This window comes from Variovorax sp. GW822-FHT04E09 (assembly GCF_058800845.1).
On sequence record NZ_JBXAMR010000002.1, the window covers coordinates 308,043 to 326,085 of the forward strand.

Below are 18,043 nucleotides of genomic sequence, written 5' to 3' on the forward strand. Positions count from 1 at the left end.
GCCGGTTTCCGTTCGCGGAAATCCCCGGCCGGGGTGAGTTCGTCCTTTTTTTGACCTTTTTTGACCCCAACCCCCGAGGAGAAACCCAAGTGATCCCTACCTTGTCTGCCCGTCGCACCGGCCCCGCGCCGCGCGCGCTCTGGGCGGGCGCAGCAGCCCTGACGCTGAGCTTCCTTTTTGGAAGTTCCGGCGCACTCGCTGCGGCTCCACCCGCCAACACCATCATCGGTAACCAGGCTTCGGCCACCTACCTGGACCCGAACGGTGCCAGCCAGCTGGCCACCTCCAACCTCGTGCAGACGACGGTGCAGCAGGTCGGCTCGTTCAACCTGGACACCTACACCACGGTGACGACCAACGTGGTCAACACGAAGACCGGCGCCGCGGGCACGACCGTGTACGCACCGCACGTGCTGACCAACACCGGCAACGGCACCGACACGTTCACGCTGAGCGTGGCCGCACCGGCCAGCCCGAACGGCTTCACCAAGGTCGAAGTGTTCGCCGACGCGAACGCCGACGGCGTGCCCGACAGCACGACCGCGCTGTGTACGGTGACCCCGGGGACTGTTTGTAATGTTCCGGCCCAGACCGTGGCGGGCGGCAACGGTACGTTCCCGTTCGTCGTGGCGTACTCGATCCCGAGCACAGCCACCGGTGGAACAGGGGGTACCTTCACTTCGCCGGTAGCCGCGACCATCACGGCCACCGCAGGCACGCCGGCGCTTTACGCGGCTTCCAACCAGTCCGCGGCCGACGTCGACCACGTGAACCTCACGGACAAAGCGGCCTTCAATGCCACCAAGAGCCTGAGCGTTCCGGCTGTCAGCTGGGTGAGCGGTGCCGCCTGGCCCGCTGCTTCGGTGGCGGGTCCGCGCTCGGTCGCAGGTTGCGCTGCCACCCTCGCGGGTGCGGGCGCTCCGGCGACAGGCTGCGTCTACACCACCTACACGTTGAAGTTCAACAACACGGGTGGTGCGACAGGCCGGTTCGCGTTGACGGACACCTTGCCTAGCGGTTTCACCTACGTGCCGGGTTCGGCCGTCTGGAGCAACTCGCCGTCGGGCACCGCGCTGACGGATCCGGCGGGCGGCGACACCACGGGCATCGACTTCAAGGCGGCAGGCAATACGCTGACGTTCGTCGTGAGCGACCTGCAGCCAAACGTCACGCAGACGGTGAGCTTCGTCGTGATGGTCAATGACACGGCGGCCATCGGCACGTCGACCACGACCAATACGGCCAGGTACAACCCGATCTCGGCGGCTCTGGCTGACGATTCCAATTCGCCTGGCGCGACGAACTCGCCGACCAACCCGGCCAGCTACAACGTCATCGGCACCTTCGACATCGTGCTCGGTTCCGCGACGGGTACCGTTGCCGTTCCAGGCTCGCGCGATACGACGGCGGGCCAGCCGAACGCCGTAGCGACCGATGCCGCGGGTGTAGACCACTCGGTGCAGCCCACTGCGGTCGGCGGCGCCATGGTGAAGTTCGCCCAGACGGTCTTCAACACGGGCAATGCGACCGATACGGTGAACCTCGTGAAGGGCACGGACAACTTCCCGAGCGGGACGACTTTCAAGTTCTTCGCTGAGGACGGTTTGACGCCACTGATTGACAGCAACAGCGACGGCATTCCGGACACGGGGCCTATCGGCAGCGGTGGCACCTTCAAGTTCGTCACGGTGGCGACGTTGCCAGCACTGGCGACCGTTCCTCCGGGTTCGCCCTATTCTGTTGTCGTGATCGGTACCTCGACCGGCGACAGCACGAAGACCGACACCACGCGCGATACGTTGGCCAAGATCGTGACCGTACTCGTTGACCTGACCAACAGCGTGAACGGCAACTCCAACGCGACCCCGGGGACTGAAGACTTGGGCACCGGCCCCAGCTCGAAGCCGACGACGACGACGGACACCCCGGCTGGAACTGCGGCAGTCTTCCCCCTGTACGTCAAGAACAACGACTCGGTGGCCACCACCTACAGCCTTGCCGCGAGTCAGGCCAACAGCTTCCCGGGCAGCCTGCCCGCAGGCTGGACCGTGAAGTTCGTGCTTGGAATTGTCGCCCCCACCGGTTGCGCTGCTGCGACTGGGATCACTCAGGTGGACGTGAATGCCGGCGCTCAGGCGCCAGTCAGTGCCTGCGTGACGCCGCCTGCTTCGCAAGCGGTGATCGTTGCTCCCGGTCAAGCAATCTACTTCCAGGTGCGCTCGATCACCACGACCTCGACCAAGGCCGTGGCCATCGATACGAAGCTGGACGCTGTGACTGTGAGCAAGGCCAACACCTTCGGCGCGACGCTCACGCCGAACAACAACGGCCAGGTCGCTCCCGGCGGTTCTGTGGTGTATGCCCACACGGTGACCATCACCGGCGCGCAAAGCTGCGGCACGAAGTACAACGTGACGGCCACGGCAACGGGTGCAGCAGCAGGCTGGACCACCGCCGTGTACATCGACGCGAACGGCAATGGCCAGATCGACGACACCGACCCGTTGGTGACGAACGGCACGGTTACGCCGACCGCACCGACCGCACCGGCCAAGGCTCTGGACAGTGGCACGACGCACAAGCTGCTCGTCAAGGTGTTCGCACCGGGCGGCGCAGCGGCAGGTGCCACCGACACCGCCACGGTGACGGTGACCTTTCCTGACGTCCCCGCTTGCGGCACGCCTTCGGCCAACGACGTGACCACGGTCATCACGGGCCAGATGCGCCTCGTGAAGACGCAGGCACTGGACGTGAACTGCGATGGCGCCGAGGTCCCGTCCTCGTCGGCTCCGCTGGTCGCCAAGCCCGGTGAGTGCATCGTGTACCGCGTCGTTGCGACCAACGAAGGCGTGGCACCGGTCACCAACATGTCGATCAACGACGCGGTGCCGGCCTACACCTCCTTCACCGGTGCGACGCAGCCTCCGGCCCCCACCCAGTGCACGTCCACCGGCGTGTCTGGTACGGCCCTGGCCTACAGCAGCACCGCCACCACCGTGGCTTGCGGCAGCGCAAGCAACACCGTGGCACCTGGCGGCAGCGCCACGCTGCTGTTCTCCGTGAAGGTCAACAACTGAGCTTCGCCTGAGTGAAGCGGAGCCGACGGGCACAAGCCCGTCGGCTCCCTCGCACAGGGCACACAAGCCTGTGCGTTTTTCCTTTGCGCCTTCTCTCGTTTCCGAGGCGAGGGCGCAAACGAAAAAGTTCTTTCGTTTCTTCTGATCCCCACGCGGTGATCGATCAAGGGTTCGCGGCATGCTGTTCACTTTCAATCCCAGGAGCACACACCGGCCATCGTGGCGCGGATGGGCTGCCGCGCTCGCCGCTGGCGCGGCGCTGCTGCTGGGTGGTGCCGTGCAGGAAGCGAACGCCGCACCGGCCCCGGCCGGCATCGTGATCCGCAGCATCGCCACGGGCACCTACGTGCCCAACGGTCTGGCGCAGACCGAGACCATCTCGTCCAACGAAGTGATCGCCACGGTGCTGCCGGTGGAAGCGCTGGTGCTCACGCAGGACCAGTCGCTGTCGCGCCCGCCCGCGAGCATCGTCACGCTGAGCCACCTGCTCACCAACACCGGCAACGTCGCCTCCACCTACACGCTGGCGCTGGCCAACAACGCCGGCGGTTGCGCGGCCGACACGCTCGATCTGTCGGCGCTTCGCGTCGTGCGCGACAGCAACAACAACGGCGTGGTCGATGCGGCCGATCCGGTGGTGCAGCTCAACACCGCGGGCGCCCTCGCGCTCAAGCCCGGCGAGACCGCCGCACTGCTGGTGCAGGGCACGATCCCCACGGCTGCCACGGGCGTGGCCTGCGTGGGCCTGACCGCCACCACCGCACTGCAAGGCCTCACCGCGATCAACCGCGACACCGTCACCGTCGGCAACGCCGCCGCGCTGCAGCTGGTCAAGTCGGCCAGCTACCCCGGCAACGTCATCCCCGGCCAGACGCGCATCGACTTCTCCGTCTCGGGCACCAACATCGGCGCGCAGGACGCGCAGCCCTCCAACGTCATCGCGCCCACCAACACGCCGCTGCTCGTGAACGGCGCGCCCAGCGCATTGGTCCTCGTGCGCGACCCCGTGCCCGCCGGCACCCAGTACGTGCCCGGCACCTTGCGCACCACCGCCGCCAACGCCGTCAAGCTGTACCGCCTGGCCAACGATCCTGCGTTCAGCTACCGCACCGCCGAAGACGCCTCGGCCGTCGAAGTGGCCATCGGCATCTCCACGCCCGTGGCGCGCAACGTGTCCATCGCGATGCAGTTCGCCGTCAAGGTCAACGCCGACCAGGTGGGCGAGATCCGCAACACCGCGCACAGCACTTACAACGACGGCACGGGCCCGGCCACCGTGCCCTCGAACACCATCGTCATCAGCTCCACCCAGGCGCGCATCGGCGTGGCCAAGGCGGCCTCCACCCCGCGCGTGAACCGCAACGCCGACGGCAAGACCGACGGCACCGCCACCGTGCGTTTCAGCGTCAACGTGCGCAACTACGGCACGTCATGGCTGTACGGCGTGCAGGCCGCCGACGTGATGGAAGGCGCGGGCGCCACGCAGTTCGGCACCTACACGGCAGCCGCCGTGCCCGGCGCCAACCAGTACACCATCGTGCCCGGCTCGATCGTGATCGCGCCCGCACCCAGCGGCGGCACCGTCGCCGCCCCCAACCCCGCCTTCAAGGGCACCGCCGCCGCCTCGAACCTGCTGGCCGATGGCGCCGTGCTGCCCGTGGGCGCGCAACTGACGGTGCAGTTCGATGCCCGCATCAACTTCACCGGTCGCACCGGCACCTTGCTGAACACCGTCAAGGCCTCGGGTGCCCTCAATGCCGGCGGCCCGGCGGTGGCCCTGGACGACTCCGTCAACGGCGACAACCCCGACGCCGACGGCGACGGCAACCCCAACAACGACACCTCGCCCACGCCGGTGTCGACCCAGCTGCCCACGCTCACGCTGACCAAGCAGGCCTCCATGGCGCGGCGCGTGTCGCCCGGCGTCTACGAGCTGGACTACACCTTCAAGGTCACCAACACCGGCGCCGTCGCCGCGCCCAACGTGCGCGTGATCGACAACCTGAACTGCACCTTCGACATGGACAAGTCGAGCGGGCAGGTCGCTTCGTGGGAACTGCTGGGCCCGCCCAAAGCCGCCAACGGCAACCTCAACGCCGCCACCGGCTTCACCGGCCGCGCCACCTGCAACCGCACCACGCAGGACAGCGCCGACCCCTTCCAGCTGCCCACCGAAGTGGCGCTGAGCCTGACCGACGGCGCCCGCGCGCTGGCCCCGGGCCAGAGCGAACAGATCCGCCTGAGCGTGCGCATCACCGAGAAGCCTGCCGCCATCGGCGGGCGCGTGTCGCTCACCAACAAGGCCTGGGCCGCCGCCTTCGAGCAGAACACCGTCAACGTCACGCCCACGATGCTGCTGGCGGCCACCGCCACCTCGGTGCAGGCACTGCTGGTCGATCCGCAAGGCACGGTCTACAACGCACTGACCCGTCAACCTGTGGCCGGCGCGCTGGTCACCTACACGCGCCAGTCCTGCAGCAGCGGCACGGCCGGCCCCATCACCGCGGCCGAGATCTACGGCGCCGACTCGGGCACCTACACGCTCAACCCCAACGGCAGCATCTCGATGACCACGGGCGCCGACGGCGCCTACCAGTTCTACCTGCAGACGCCGCCCGTGACGGGCCTGTGCACCTACGCGCTGTCGGTCACGCCGCCCGCAGGCAGCGGCTACGTCTACCCCTCGCAACTGATCCCCGTGACCGGTGGCTCCTTCACCAGCTGCGGCGCCGTCGTGCCCAGCGCCGTGCCCCCGAAGGACGCGGACCCGACCAGCTACTACTTCCAGGTGCAGGCCGGCGCCAAGCCAGACGGCACGCCGTGCGACGCCGTGCACAACCACATCCCGCTCGACCCGGGCAACATCCTGGGCCTGGTGCTGCGCAAGGACGGCAGCAAGCGCCAGGTCGAGTTCGGCGACTTCATCGACTACGCGCTCACCGTCACCAACAAGACCGGCTTCCCCGTCACCGGCGTCACCTTCAACGACACGCTGCCCCCGGGCTTCGCGTACGTGGCCAACAGCGTGCGCCTGAACGGGCAAGTGGTGCCCAACCCCGCCGGCGGCGCCGGCCCGGGCCTGATCTTCAACTACCCCACGCTGGTGGTGGCACCCGACCAGTCGGCCATGGTGCGCTACCGCGTGCGCATCGGCGTGGGCGCGCCCACCAACGGCGACGCCATCAACCGCGCACGCGCCACCTCGGGCCCGATCCAGTCGAACCTGGCGAACTGGACCGTGCGTGTGACGGGCGGTGTGTTCTCCGACGACGCCTTCGCCTTCGGCAAGGTGTACCTCGATTGCAAGCGCGACGGCCAACGTGACGGTCGCCAAGAGGGTGCCGACGAGATCGGTGTGCCCGGCGTGCGCCTGTACATGGAAGACGGCACCCACGTCGTCACCGACATCGAAGGCAAGTGGAGCCTGTACGGCCTCAAGCCCGTGACCCACGTGCTGCGCCTGGACCAGACCACGCTGCCGCTGGGCGCCAAGCTCGAAGTGCTCGACAACCGCAACTCGGGCACGCCCGAGAGCCGCTTCGTCGATCTGAAGAAGGGCGAGTTCCACAAGGCCAACTTCATCATCACGAACTGCGATGAGAAGAGTGTCATTGCCGACGTGGCCGCACGCCGCGCCGCCATCGCCGCGCGTCCCGACACCGAGGCCGAAGCGCAGGTGCGCCTGCGCCTGGACCCCGAAGGCAAGGTCGTGCCCGTGGGCGACGTGCGCGGCCTGCCCGCCACCGGCCAGGCCCTGGCCAGCGGCAGCACGGGCGCCGTGCAGCCCACCTCGGCACCGCTGATCGCGCTGCCCGTGGCGCCGGCCAACGCCAGCAGCTTCGTCAGCGGCGGTGGCGGCAGCATGGGCGGCACGCTGGGCGTGCAGCCCGCGATCCCCACCGGCAGTCTGTTCTCGCCGCTGAACGGCGTGCCCACCTCGGGCCTGCCGTCCTCGACCACCAGCGGCTCGGCCACCGGTGTCGGCGCGCAGGCCATGCGCCCCATCGGCACCGGCGGCGCGATGCTCGAGCCGCGCGCCAACCCGCTGCTGCCTCAGCCAACGCCGAGTCCCATCGAACTCGAGACCCTGCTGCCCCAGCTGGAGAACAACACGCTGGGCTTCATCGGCCTGAAGGACCGCGACACCGTCGCCGGCCAGTCGATCAACGTGCGCGTCAAGGGCACGGCCGGCACCAGCCTGCGCCTGAGCGTCAACGGCAGTGCATTGGAAGAGCGCCGCGTGGGCAAGAAGACCCAGCTGGCCTCCAAGAACATCGCCGCCTGGGAATACATCGGCGTGGCCCTGCGCCCCGGCACCAACACCCTCAAGCTCGAGGCCGTGGACGGCTTCGGCAACGTGCGCGGCAGTGCCGACGAGATCACCGTCGTCGCCCCCGACAAGCTCGGCGCCATCGAGGTCGACCTGCCCGAAGTGGCGCGCGCCGACCTGCGCACGCCCGTCGTCGTCAAGGTGCGCCTGATCGACGCGGCCGGTGTGCCCGTGACCGCCCGCACGCAACTCACGCTGGAGACCGACCGCGGCCGCTGGCTGGCCGAAGACCTGAACCCCACCGAGCCGGGCACGCAGGTCTTCATGGACGGCGGCGCCGCAGAGTTCCAGCTGATGCCTCCGGGCGAGCCCGGCGATGCGCGCCTGCGCGTGAGCGCCGGCACCTTCGTCAAGGAAGTGCGCCTGGCGCTGCTGCCCGAGATGCGCCCCATGATCGGCGTGGGCATCGTCGAAGGCGTGCTCGACTTCACCAAGCGCGGCAAGCTGCCGATCGGCGCCATGCCTGCAGGCGCCGCCTTCGAAGCAGAGTTGACCGGCCTGAAGGACGAAGGCACCAACAGCCGCGCCAGCGGTCGCGCCGCCTTCTTCTTCAAGGGCACCGTCAAGGGCGAGTACCTGCTCACGGCCGCCTACGACTCCGACAAGACGCGCAAGGACCGCCTGTTCCGCGACATCCGCCCCGACGAGTTCTATCCGATCTACGGCGACTCCGCGGTCAAGGGCTTCGACGCCCAGAGCACGCAAAAGCTCTACGTGCGCATCGACAAGAACCGCTCCTACCTGCTGTACGGCGACTTCACCACCGCCAGCAGCACCGAGGTGCGCAACCTGAGCCAGAGCAACCGTTCGCTCACGGGCCTGAAGCACGTGTACGAGGACGAGAACGTGCGCGCCACCAGCTATGTCTCGCGCACCGCGCAGACCCAGCAGGTGGAAGAGTTCCGCGCGCTGGGCACCTCGGGCCCGTACTACCTGAGCGCCAGCAACGGCGAGTTCGTGGACAACAGCGAACAGATCGAGATCGTGGTGCGCGACCGCAACCAGCCCAACATCGTGCTGCAGCGCACGGCCGTGGCGCGCTTCGTGGACTACACGGTGGAGCCGCTCACGCGCCGCATCCTGTTCACGCACGCCATCGCCTCCATCGACGCGAACCTGAACCCGCAGTCGATCCGCGTGACCTACGAAGTGGACTCGGGCGGCCCCAAGTTCACCGTGGCCGGCACCGACGTGCAGGTCAAGGTCAGCGAGAACCTGCAGCTGGGCGTGGTGGCTTCCACCGACCAGAACCCGCAGAACAAGCGCAACCTGCAGGCGCTCACCGGCGTGGCGCGCATCGGCCAGAACACCAGCGTGGCGGCCGAGCTGGTCAAGACCGACTCCGACGACAAGGGCAACGGCCACGGCGCGCGCGTGGAAGCGCGCTACCAGGACGAGAAGCTGGCCGTGGTGGCCCTGGCGGCCAAGACCAGCAAGGGCTTCGACAACCCCGGCGCGAGCTTCTCGGCCGGCCACACCGAAGCCTCGGCGCGCGCCGAGTACCGCGTCGACCCGACCCTGGCCGTGCGCGGCGAGGTGCTCTACAGCAAGGACGCGGCCCAGGTCGACGAGCGCAAGGGCGCCACGGTGAGCGTGCAGAAGAAGCTCAGCGACAAGACCGTCGCCGAAGTGGGCCTGCGCCACGGCCAGAGCAACAACGCGCTGGGTTCGAGCTCGGGCTTCGACTACGGCCAGATCTCCACCTACAACGGCCAGATGGGCAGCAGCATCGGCGCCAACAGCGTGACCACGCTGGGCGCAGCCGCCGCCGCAGCCGGCGTGGACACGCAGAGCCAGACGACCGTGCGCGGGCGCCTGTCGACCGAGGTGCCCGGCGTGGCCGGCGCGCAGGTGTTCGTGGAAGGCGAGCAGGACCTGAAGGACGGCAAGCGCCACGTGCTGGCCGTCGGCGGCAACTACGCCATCACCGACAAGACGCGCGTGTACGGCCGCTACGAGCTGATCTCCACGCTCAACGGCCCCTACGAGCTGGACAGCACGCAGCGCAACAACACCGGCATCGTCGGCATCGAGAGCAACTACATGGAAGGCGGTCGCGTGTACAACGAGTACCGCATCGCCGACGGCGCCGAAGGGCGCGGCGTGCAGGCGGCCATCGGGGTGCGCAACACCTTCAAGGTCAACGAGCAGATCCGCGTGACCGGGGGCATCGAGCACACGCGCGACATGAGCGGCTACAGCAACAGCAAGAACACCGGCACGGGTTATGCCGGTGGGCTGGGCGAATCGACCGCGATCACCAGCGGCATCGAATACATCACCGACCGGATCAAGGCCTCGGGCGTGTATGAAGCGCGCCGGGGTGATGATGCGAACACGCGCCTGTTCAGCGCCGGCTTCGGCTTCAAGCTCGATCCGTCCTGGAGCCTGCTGGCGCGCAGCATCGTGAGCGACAGCGAAGGCCAGGGCGCCAACGCGGGCAACGAGCGTCACCTGCAGCGCCACCAGATCGGCATTGCGTACCGGCCGGTGGACGACGACACCTGGAACGCGCTGGCACGCTACGAGCGCCGCTCCGAGCGCGTGGTGGGTGCGGGCAATGCGGCCGGCGCGCTGCAGGGCAGCAGCGTCTTTGGCGCCGACAACGGTGCCAGCCTGCCGGGCAAGACCAGCGCGGACATCGTCTCGGCGCACGTCAACTACAACCCCGAGCCGGGCAAGGCGGTGATGGCGCGCTACGCCTTCAAGCTCAGCCGCGCCGACGACGGCACGCTGGCCAGCAAGTACTGGGCGCACCTGGTGCAGGCGCGCTACACGCAGGACATCAACCAGGACTGGGACTTCGGCGTGCAGGCCGGCCTGCTGTACGGCAAGGGTGGCGCGCTGCAGAAGACCTTCGGCGTCGAGGTGGGCTACCAGGTGCAGAAGAACATGTGGGTGTCGGCGGGCTACAACTTCGTAGGGTTGAACGACCGCGATCTGACGGCCAACGAGTACACGAGCAAGGGTGCCTATGTGCGGCTGCGCTTCAAGTTCGATGAGACGCACCTGGGGTTTGCTTCGACGGGGGAGACGAACACGGCCAAGGCTGCGAAGGCCGAGAAGGTGGCTGCGGATGCGCCGGACGTGGCGCCGCTGCCGATGCGCACGGTGCTGCAGGCCGAGGCGCTGTTCGAGCCCGCCAAGTCCTTCATCAAGCCGCAGGCGCACGACACGCTGAACACGCTGGCCGCGCAGATCAAGGCGACCGAGGCGCAGGTGGTGATCCACATCAGCCATGCCGATGCGCAAGGCAGCGCCGACGACCGCATGCAGCTGGTCGCGCAGCGGACCAACGCGGTGCGCAGCTACCTGATCGGGCGCGGCGTGGATGTGCTGCGCCTGCGTACCGACACCAAAGAAGACACGCAGCCTGTCGCAGGCGATGACAGCGGCGCCAAGAGCCGCTGGGTCGTGATCGCCGCGGCCGCGCAAGAAACCCGCTGAACGAGACCATGATGCAAAGCAGAACGAGAAACGAAGCGGGCGGGATGGTGCGGCTCGGCGGGGTGCTGAAGGGCCTGCTTGCCGCGACGGCCTTGTGGCTGTTTGCCATGCCGGGTGCGCAGGCTGCAACCGCTGCGTGCACGCCGCAGTCGGGCTACAACAGCTGCGTGACCTTCACCCATTCGGGCTCGGCGCAGACCTTCACGGTGCCTGCGGGCGTGTCGTCGGTGCGCGTCACGATGTGGGGCGCCGGCGGCGGCGGCTCCACGGCGGCCGGCGGCAACTCGGCCAACGGGGGCGCCGGCGGCTTCGCCGACGGCACCGTGTCGGTCACGCCCGGCACCGCCATGGCGGTGACGGTGGGGCAGGGCGGGCAGAACGGGGGCACCGGCGCGACCTACGGCCGCGGGGGCGGCGGCGGCAATGGCGCGAACGCGGGCGTTGCCGGTTCGTCGGGCGGCGGCATGAGTGCGCTGTGGAACGGCGGCACGGAGTTTTCGGCCGCCGCCGCACGGCTGATCGCAGGCGGCGGCGGCAGCGCGTTCTGGACCGACGTCGGCAGCCCGGTGCCGGGCGGCGGCGGTGGCGCCAACGGGGGCTCGTCCACCGGCACGGGCGGACGAGGCGGCACCCAGGCCGCCGGTGGTGCGCGCGGCACCCCGAGTGCGGGGACCGTCGCGGCCACCTGTCCGGCTGGCACTGACGGCAGCGCCTTGCAGGGCGGCACCGGGTGCTCGGCGGTCGGTGGCACCCCCCTCCAGTACGAGGGCGGTGGCGGCGGCGGCGGCGGCTGGTTCGGCGGCGGCGGCGGCATGGCCCAGTGCAGCAACACGCCCAATCCCGTCTCGGTCGGCTGTTCCTACAACGGACCGGGCGGCGGCGGCTCGGGCTTCATCGGCACGGGCGTGACCGGCGGCGTGATCACCGCGGGGGCCGACGGCAGCTACTCGGCGGCTTCCAACCCGGCCAACCAGGGCAACACGCTCTACCAGGGCGGCGTCGGCGTGGGCGGCGCGCGCGCTTCGCTGACCGGCTCCACCGGCGGCAACGGCCTCGTCGTCATCCAGTTCAACGTGGTCAGGCTGCAGCTCGCGAAGGCCTGGTCGGCCGGCAGCAACACCGGCGACGTGGCGAGCATTGGCGCCTCCACGGGTGGTACCAACTTCTTCGGTGCCAGCAACACCTCGGCCTTCACCTCGACGGCGTCCACTGCCGCCTCCAGCTCCGTCGTGGGCGTGAACATCGGCAACGTCATCACGCTGCCCGCTGAAACACTGACCACCGGCACGCTGGCGAACTACAACACCGTGCTGTCATGCACCGTGAATAGCGGCACGATGGCCAGCACGTTGAGCGGCACCAACGGACAGGTGTCGAACACGCTGACGATCGCCCTCGGCGACATCGGCAAGGACATCGTCTGTACCTACACCAACACGCGCAAGACCGCGACCCTGCAGCTGGCCAAGTCGTGGAACCCCATCAGCGTGACGGGCAACGTGGCGAACATCGGCGCCACCACGGGCGGCGCGGCCAACACCGTGGCGTTCTCGTCGACGGCGCCGACGGCCAACACCAGCGCGACCGTGACCGTGGCGGCCGGCAACACGATCACCTTCCCCGCGGAAACCATGAACGGCGGCGTGCTGCCGAACTACACGACCGTGCTGTCGTGTACCGCCGGTGGCGGCGCGACGGCCAACAGCCTGAGCGGCACCAACGGGCAGGCGACCAACACGCTGCAGATCGGCGCGGGCGATGCGGGCAAGGCCATCGTCTGTACCTACACCAACACGCCGAAGACCTCCACGCTGCAGCTGGTCAAGTCGTGGGGCGCCAACAGCCTCACGGGCAACGTGGCGAGCATTCCCGCCTCCACGGGCGGCACCAACAACACCACGGCCTTCACGGCCACGGCCCCCACGGGCGCGACCAGCGGCACCGCCGTGACCGTGGCCACGGGCAACACGATCACGCTGCCGGCCGAGACGATGTCGCCGGGCACGCTGGCGAACTACAACACCGTGCTGGCGTGTACGGCCGGTGGCGGTGCCACGGCCAATGCGCTCAGTGGCACCAACGGACAGAACAGCAACACGCTGCTGGTCGGCGCGGGCGACGCGGGCAAGGCCATCGTCTGTACCTACACCAACACGCCGAAGACGGCGACGCTGCAGATCAGCAAGGCCTGGGGCGCGAACAGCATCGCCGGCAACGTGGCGAGCCTGGGCGCGAGCACGGGCGGCGCGAACAACACCGCCGCCTTCACGGCGACGGCGCCGACGGGCGCCAACAGCGGCGCGGCCGTGACCGTGGTCGCCGGCAACACCATCACCTTCCCCGCGGAAACGATGCCCACGGGGACGCTGGCGAACTACAACACCGTGCTGGCCTGTACGGCCAGCGGCGGCGCCACGGCCAACGCGCTGAGCGGCACCAACGGGCAGGTCACGAACACCTTGCTGATCGGCCCGGCCGATGCGGGCAAGGCGATCCTCTGTACCTACACCAACACGCCGAAGACGGCCACGCTGCAACTGACCAAGTCCTGGGGCGCCGGCGCCATCAGCGGCAACGTCGCGAGCATCGGCGCGAGCACGGGCGGCGCGAGCAACACCACGGCGTTCACGGCGACCGCGCCCGCGGCGGGCAACAGCAGCACGGTGAACGTGGTCGCGGGCAACACCATCACGCTGCCCGCCGAGACGATGCCCACGGGCTCGCTCGCGAGCTACAACACGGTGCTGTCGTGTACGGCAGGGGGCGGCGCCACGGCCAACGCGCTGAGTGGCACCAACGGGCAGAACAGCAACACGCTGCTGATCGGTGCGACCGACGCGGGCAAGGCCATCGTCTGTACCTACACCAACACCGGCAAGCCCGCGACCCTGACCCTCGCCAAGCGTTCGCTCGGCGGCGTGGCCGGCTTCGACTTCACGGGCACCAATGGCGTGGCGGCGCACACCATCACCACCACCGTGGCCGGCACGGCCGTCAACGGGCCGCTGCAGACACTGACCGCGACGGGCACGGCGACCACCTTCACCGAAACCTACACGCCGGCCACGGGCGTGCCCGACTACGTGATCACCGACGTCAGCTGCACGGGCATGGGCAGCGGCGGCACGGTGACGCGCGGGACCGCGCAGAACACGAACCAGTTCACGCTGAACGCCGCGGCGACGGTGGCGGGATCGAACATCGTCTGTACCGTCACCAACGCCAAGGCGCCGACGGTGCAGCTGCGCAAGAAGTGGGTCAACGCGCTGGTCAACGACGCCTTCACGCTGACCGCCTCGGGCACGGTGCACCCGAACCACAACATCGGCTACGCCTTCAACCTGCAGGCCACGGCCAACACACCCAACGAGACCGACACCGGCGGCGCGCAGCGCGTGGCGGTGGGCGACACCGTGACGCTGTCGGAGACGCCCTTCGGCACCAACGCCGGCTCGTACACCGCCAGCGCCTGGAGCTGCACCGGCGGCGGTTCGCTCAGCGGCAACCTGCTGACCCTGGGCAACGCCGATGCGGGCCTGCCGATCATTTGCGAGATCACCAACACCGCGAAGACGGCGACCGTCACGCTGGCCAAGACCTGGTCGGGCGCGATCGTCAACGACGCCGTGAGCGTCACCGGCACGGGCCTCACCACGCTGGCCTCGGTGGCCAACACGGCCGCCGAGACCGACACCGGCACCGCACAGGCCGTGCCCGTGGGCAGCGTCATCACGCTGGCCGAGAGCTTCACCACCGGCAGCGCCGCCAACTACACCAGCGCGCTGAGCTGCACCGGCACCAGCGGGCTGTCGGGCAACACGCTGACGGTGGGCGCGGCCGACACGGCCATCGTCTGTACCTACGCCAACACGCGCAAGACGGCGGCGGTGACCTTGTCCAAGAGCTGGAGCGGCGCCATCGCCGGCGACAAGGTCAACCTGACGGTCAGCGGCAGCGCCGCCGAAGTGACGGGCGCGACCGCCGGCACGTCCACCGCGCCGGCCACCACCACCAACGCCACGGCCACCGTGGCCAGCGGCGCCACGGTGACGCTGGCCGAAGCCTTCACCACCGGCAACGCCGCCAACTACACCACGGCGCTGGCCTGTACCAAGGTGTCGGACGGCAGCGCGGTGACGGTGAGCGGCAGCGGCCTGAGCCGCACCTTCACCATGCCGTCGGACAGCGCGGTGAACTGCGCCTACACCAACACGCGCAGGACCGCGACGCTGCAACTGGCCAAGGCCTGGAGCGCCGGCAGCACCACGGGCAACGTGGCGAGCATCGGCGCGACCACGGGCGGCGCGAGCAACACCGCCGCGTTCACGGCGACGGCGCCGACGGCGGGCACCAGTGGCACCGCGGTGTCGGTGGCCGCGGGCGACACGCTCACCTTCCCGGCCGAGACGATGACCACGGGCACGCTGGCGAACTACACCACCGTGCTGTCGTGTACCGCCGATGCCGGCGCCACGGCCAACACGCTGAGCGGCACCAACGGACAGAACAGCAACACGCTGGTGGTCGGCGCGGGCGACGCGGGCAAGGCCATCGTCTGTACCTACACCAACACGCCGAAGACGGCCACGCTGCAGATCGCCAAGGCCTGGGGTGCGAACAGCATCGCCGGCAACGTGGCGAGCATCGGCGCGAGCGCGGGCGGATCGAGCAACACCACGGCCTTCACCGCGACGGCGCCCACGGGCGCCAACAGCGGCACGGCCGTGACCGTGCAGGCCGGCAACACGATCACGCTGCCGGCCGAGACGATGGCGCCGGGCACGCTCGCCAACTACACCACGGTGCTGGCCTGTACGGCCGGCGGCGGTGCCACGGCCAACGCGCTGAGCGGCACCAACGGGCAGAACAGCAACACGCTGCTGGTCGGCGCGGGCGACGCCGGCAAGGCCATCGTCTGTACCTACACCAACACGCCCAAGACAGTGACCGTGCAGCTGCGCAAGGCCTGGAGCGCGGACAGCACGAGCGGCGACGTGGCCAGCATCGGCGCGACCACGGGCGGCAGCAGCAACACGTCGGCGTTCACCGCGACCGCACCCACCGCCGGCAACAGCGGCGCGGCGGTGTCGAGGGTCGTCGGCGGCACGCTCACGCTGCCGGCCGAGACGATGACCACGGGCTCGCTCGCGAACTACAGCACGGTGCTCGCCTGTACCGCCGACGGCGGCGCCACCACCAACCCGCTGAGCGGCACCAACGGCCAGGCGAGCAACACGCTGGCGATTGCCGCGGCCGACGCCGGCAAGGCCATCGTCTGTACGTATACCAACGCGAAGAAGACGGTCACCCTGCAGGTGCGCAAGGCCTGGGGCGCGAACAGCGAAGCGGGCAACGTCGCCAGCATCGGCGCGACCACGGGCGCGACCAACAACACGGCCGCGTTCACCGCGACCGCGCCCACGGCCGGCAACAGCGGCGCGGCCGTGGTGGCGGCCGTGGGCAACACCATCACCTTCCCCGCGGAAACGATGCCCACCGGCACGCTGGCCAACTACACGACCGTGCTGTCATGTACCGCCGACGGCGGCGCCACGGCCAATGCCCTGAGCGGCACCAACGGCCAGGCCAGCAACACGCTGGTGATCGGCGCGGGCGATGCCGGCAAGGCCATCGTCTGTACCTACAGCAACAACCGCCTGCCGACGGTGCAGATCCGCAAGCAGGCGCTGGGCGGCACGGGCACCTTCGCGTTCAGCGGCACCAACGGCTTCGGCTCGGACAGCATCAACGTCTCGGTGTCGGGCTCGACGGTGGTGGGCACGATCAAGACGCTCACCACGGCCAACACGCAGACGGTGCTGACCGAAGTCGCGGCCTCGATGCCCGGCGGCTTCGCGTTCTCGGGCGCGACCTGCACGGGCCTGGCGGGCGGGGCGACGGCAGCCGTCGACCTGGTGGCGGGCACCGTCACGCTGCCCGCGGCCGGGCTGACGAACGGCACGGCGGTGGTCTGTACCTTCACCAACACGCTCGCGGCGATCGTGAGCGGCCGTGTGTTCCTGGACAACGGCGTGGGCGGCGGCACGGCCAACGACGGCATCGTCAACGGCGGCGAAGGCCCGCTGTCGGGCGTGAGCGTGCGTCTGACCAACTGCGGCGCCGCCGTGTACGCGAGTGCGCTGACGGACGCCTCGGGTGCCTACAGCCTGAGTGTGCCGGCCGGCACGGCCACGGGCTCGGCGATGTGCGTGGAAGAAACCAACCCCGGCACGCGCGTGTCGACCGGCGCCTCGGTGGGCAACGTCGCGCTGCCCTCGGGCTCGGCCGTGGCCGCGGCCGGTGGCACCTACACCTACACGCGCACCGGCACGCCCGACCGCATCGCCTTCAGCTGGAACGGAACAGGCCACGCCAACCTGAACTTCGGCGACGTCGACAACAGCGCCTTCGCGACCGACGGCGCCAAGACCGGCCTGCCGGGCAGCACCGTGACCTACGCCCACACCTTCACGGCCGGCACGGCCGGGCAGGTGCGCTTCAGCGTGGCGAGCGAGACGGCCACGCCCGCCATCACCGGCTGGACGACGAAGGTCTTCGCGGATGTAGGTTGCACCGGCAGCCTGCAGCCCGGCGCGGCGCAGCTGTACCCGCCGAGCGCGGCGGCCACGCCCGTGGCCTTCGCGGGCAAGGTCTGCGTGATCGTGCAGGAGTTCATTCCCGCCACGGCACCGCTGGGCTCGAACAACAAGGCAACGATCCGCGCCGACTTCACCTACACCAACGCGAGCCCGTCGCTCAGCGGCAGCTTCACGCTGGACGACCTCACGACCGTGTCGGGCGTGGCGCTGGAGCTGAAGAAGGAAGTGCGCAACATCACGCAAAGCGGCACCTTCGGCGTGAACAACCAGGCCAAGTCGGGCGAGACGCTGGAGTACCGCATCACGTACACGAACAACGGCGACGCACCGATCCGCAGCATGGTCGTGAACGACATGACGCCGGGCTACACCACCTTCGTGAGCGCGACCACCGGCACCACGCCGGCGTCGCTCACGGGCTGTGTCAAGACCACGCCGGCGAACGCGCCGCCCGCGGGCGCGGTGGCCTGCACCACCGTTCAACCCGCCGGGGGCACGGGCGCGATCGACTGGCGCTTCACGGGCACGGTCGAGCCGGGCGGCACGGGCTTCGTGCTGTTCCAGGTGAAGGTGGACTGAAGACCTGGCAG

At 69.3% G+C, this 18,043-nt stretch carries 3 protein-coding genes; all 3 read left to right on the plus strand.

Annotated elements, in window-relative coordinates; translation table 11 throughout:
- Window positions 1-89: 89 nt before the first annotated feature.
- The 3 genes from AC1RL8_RS08825 (at window position 90) to AC1RL8_RS08835 (ending at window position 18,032) form a co-directional block, all read left to right on the plus strand.
- The gene (locus AC1RL8_RS08825; RefSeq protein ID WP_492685064.1) at window positions 90-3,077 is read left to right on the plus strand and encodes a hypothetical protein; all 2,988 of its coding nucleotides are present in this window, start codon (window positions 90-92) and stop codon (window positions 3,075-3,077) included.
- Window positions 3,078-3,255: 178 nt separating this feature from the next.
- Complete coding sequence (locus AC1RL8_RS08830) at window positions 3,256-10,854, plus strand: OmpA family protein (RefSeq protein ID WP_492685065.1); 7,599 nt, start codon at window positions 3,256-3,258, stop codon at window positions 10,852-10,854.
- Window positions 10,855-10,865: 11 nt separating this feature from the next.
- Window positions 10,866-18,032: a prealbumin-like fold domain-containing protein gene (locus AC1RL8_RS08835; protein WP_493196459.1), complete on the plus strand. Its 7,167-nt coding sequence runs from the start codon at window positions 10,866-10,868 to the stop codon at window positions 18,030-18,032.
- Window positions 18,033-18,043 lie beyond the last annotated feature (11 nt).

What these genes read in the sequence shown, in the direction of transcription:
- AC1RL8_RS08830 (WP_492685065.1), top strand. Translation starts at nt 3,256, where the DNA reads ATGCTGTTCACTTTCAATCCCAGGAGCACACACCGGCCATCGTGGCGC.
- AC1RL8_RS08835 (WP_493196459.1), top strand. Translation starts at nt 10,866, where the DNA reads ATGCAAAGCAGAACGAGAAACGAAGCGGGCGGGATGGTGCGGCTCGGC.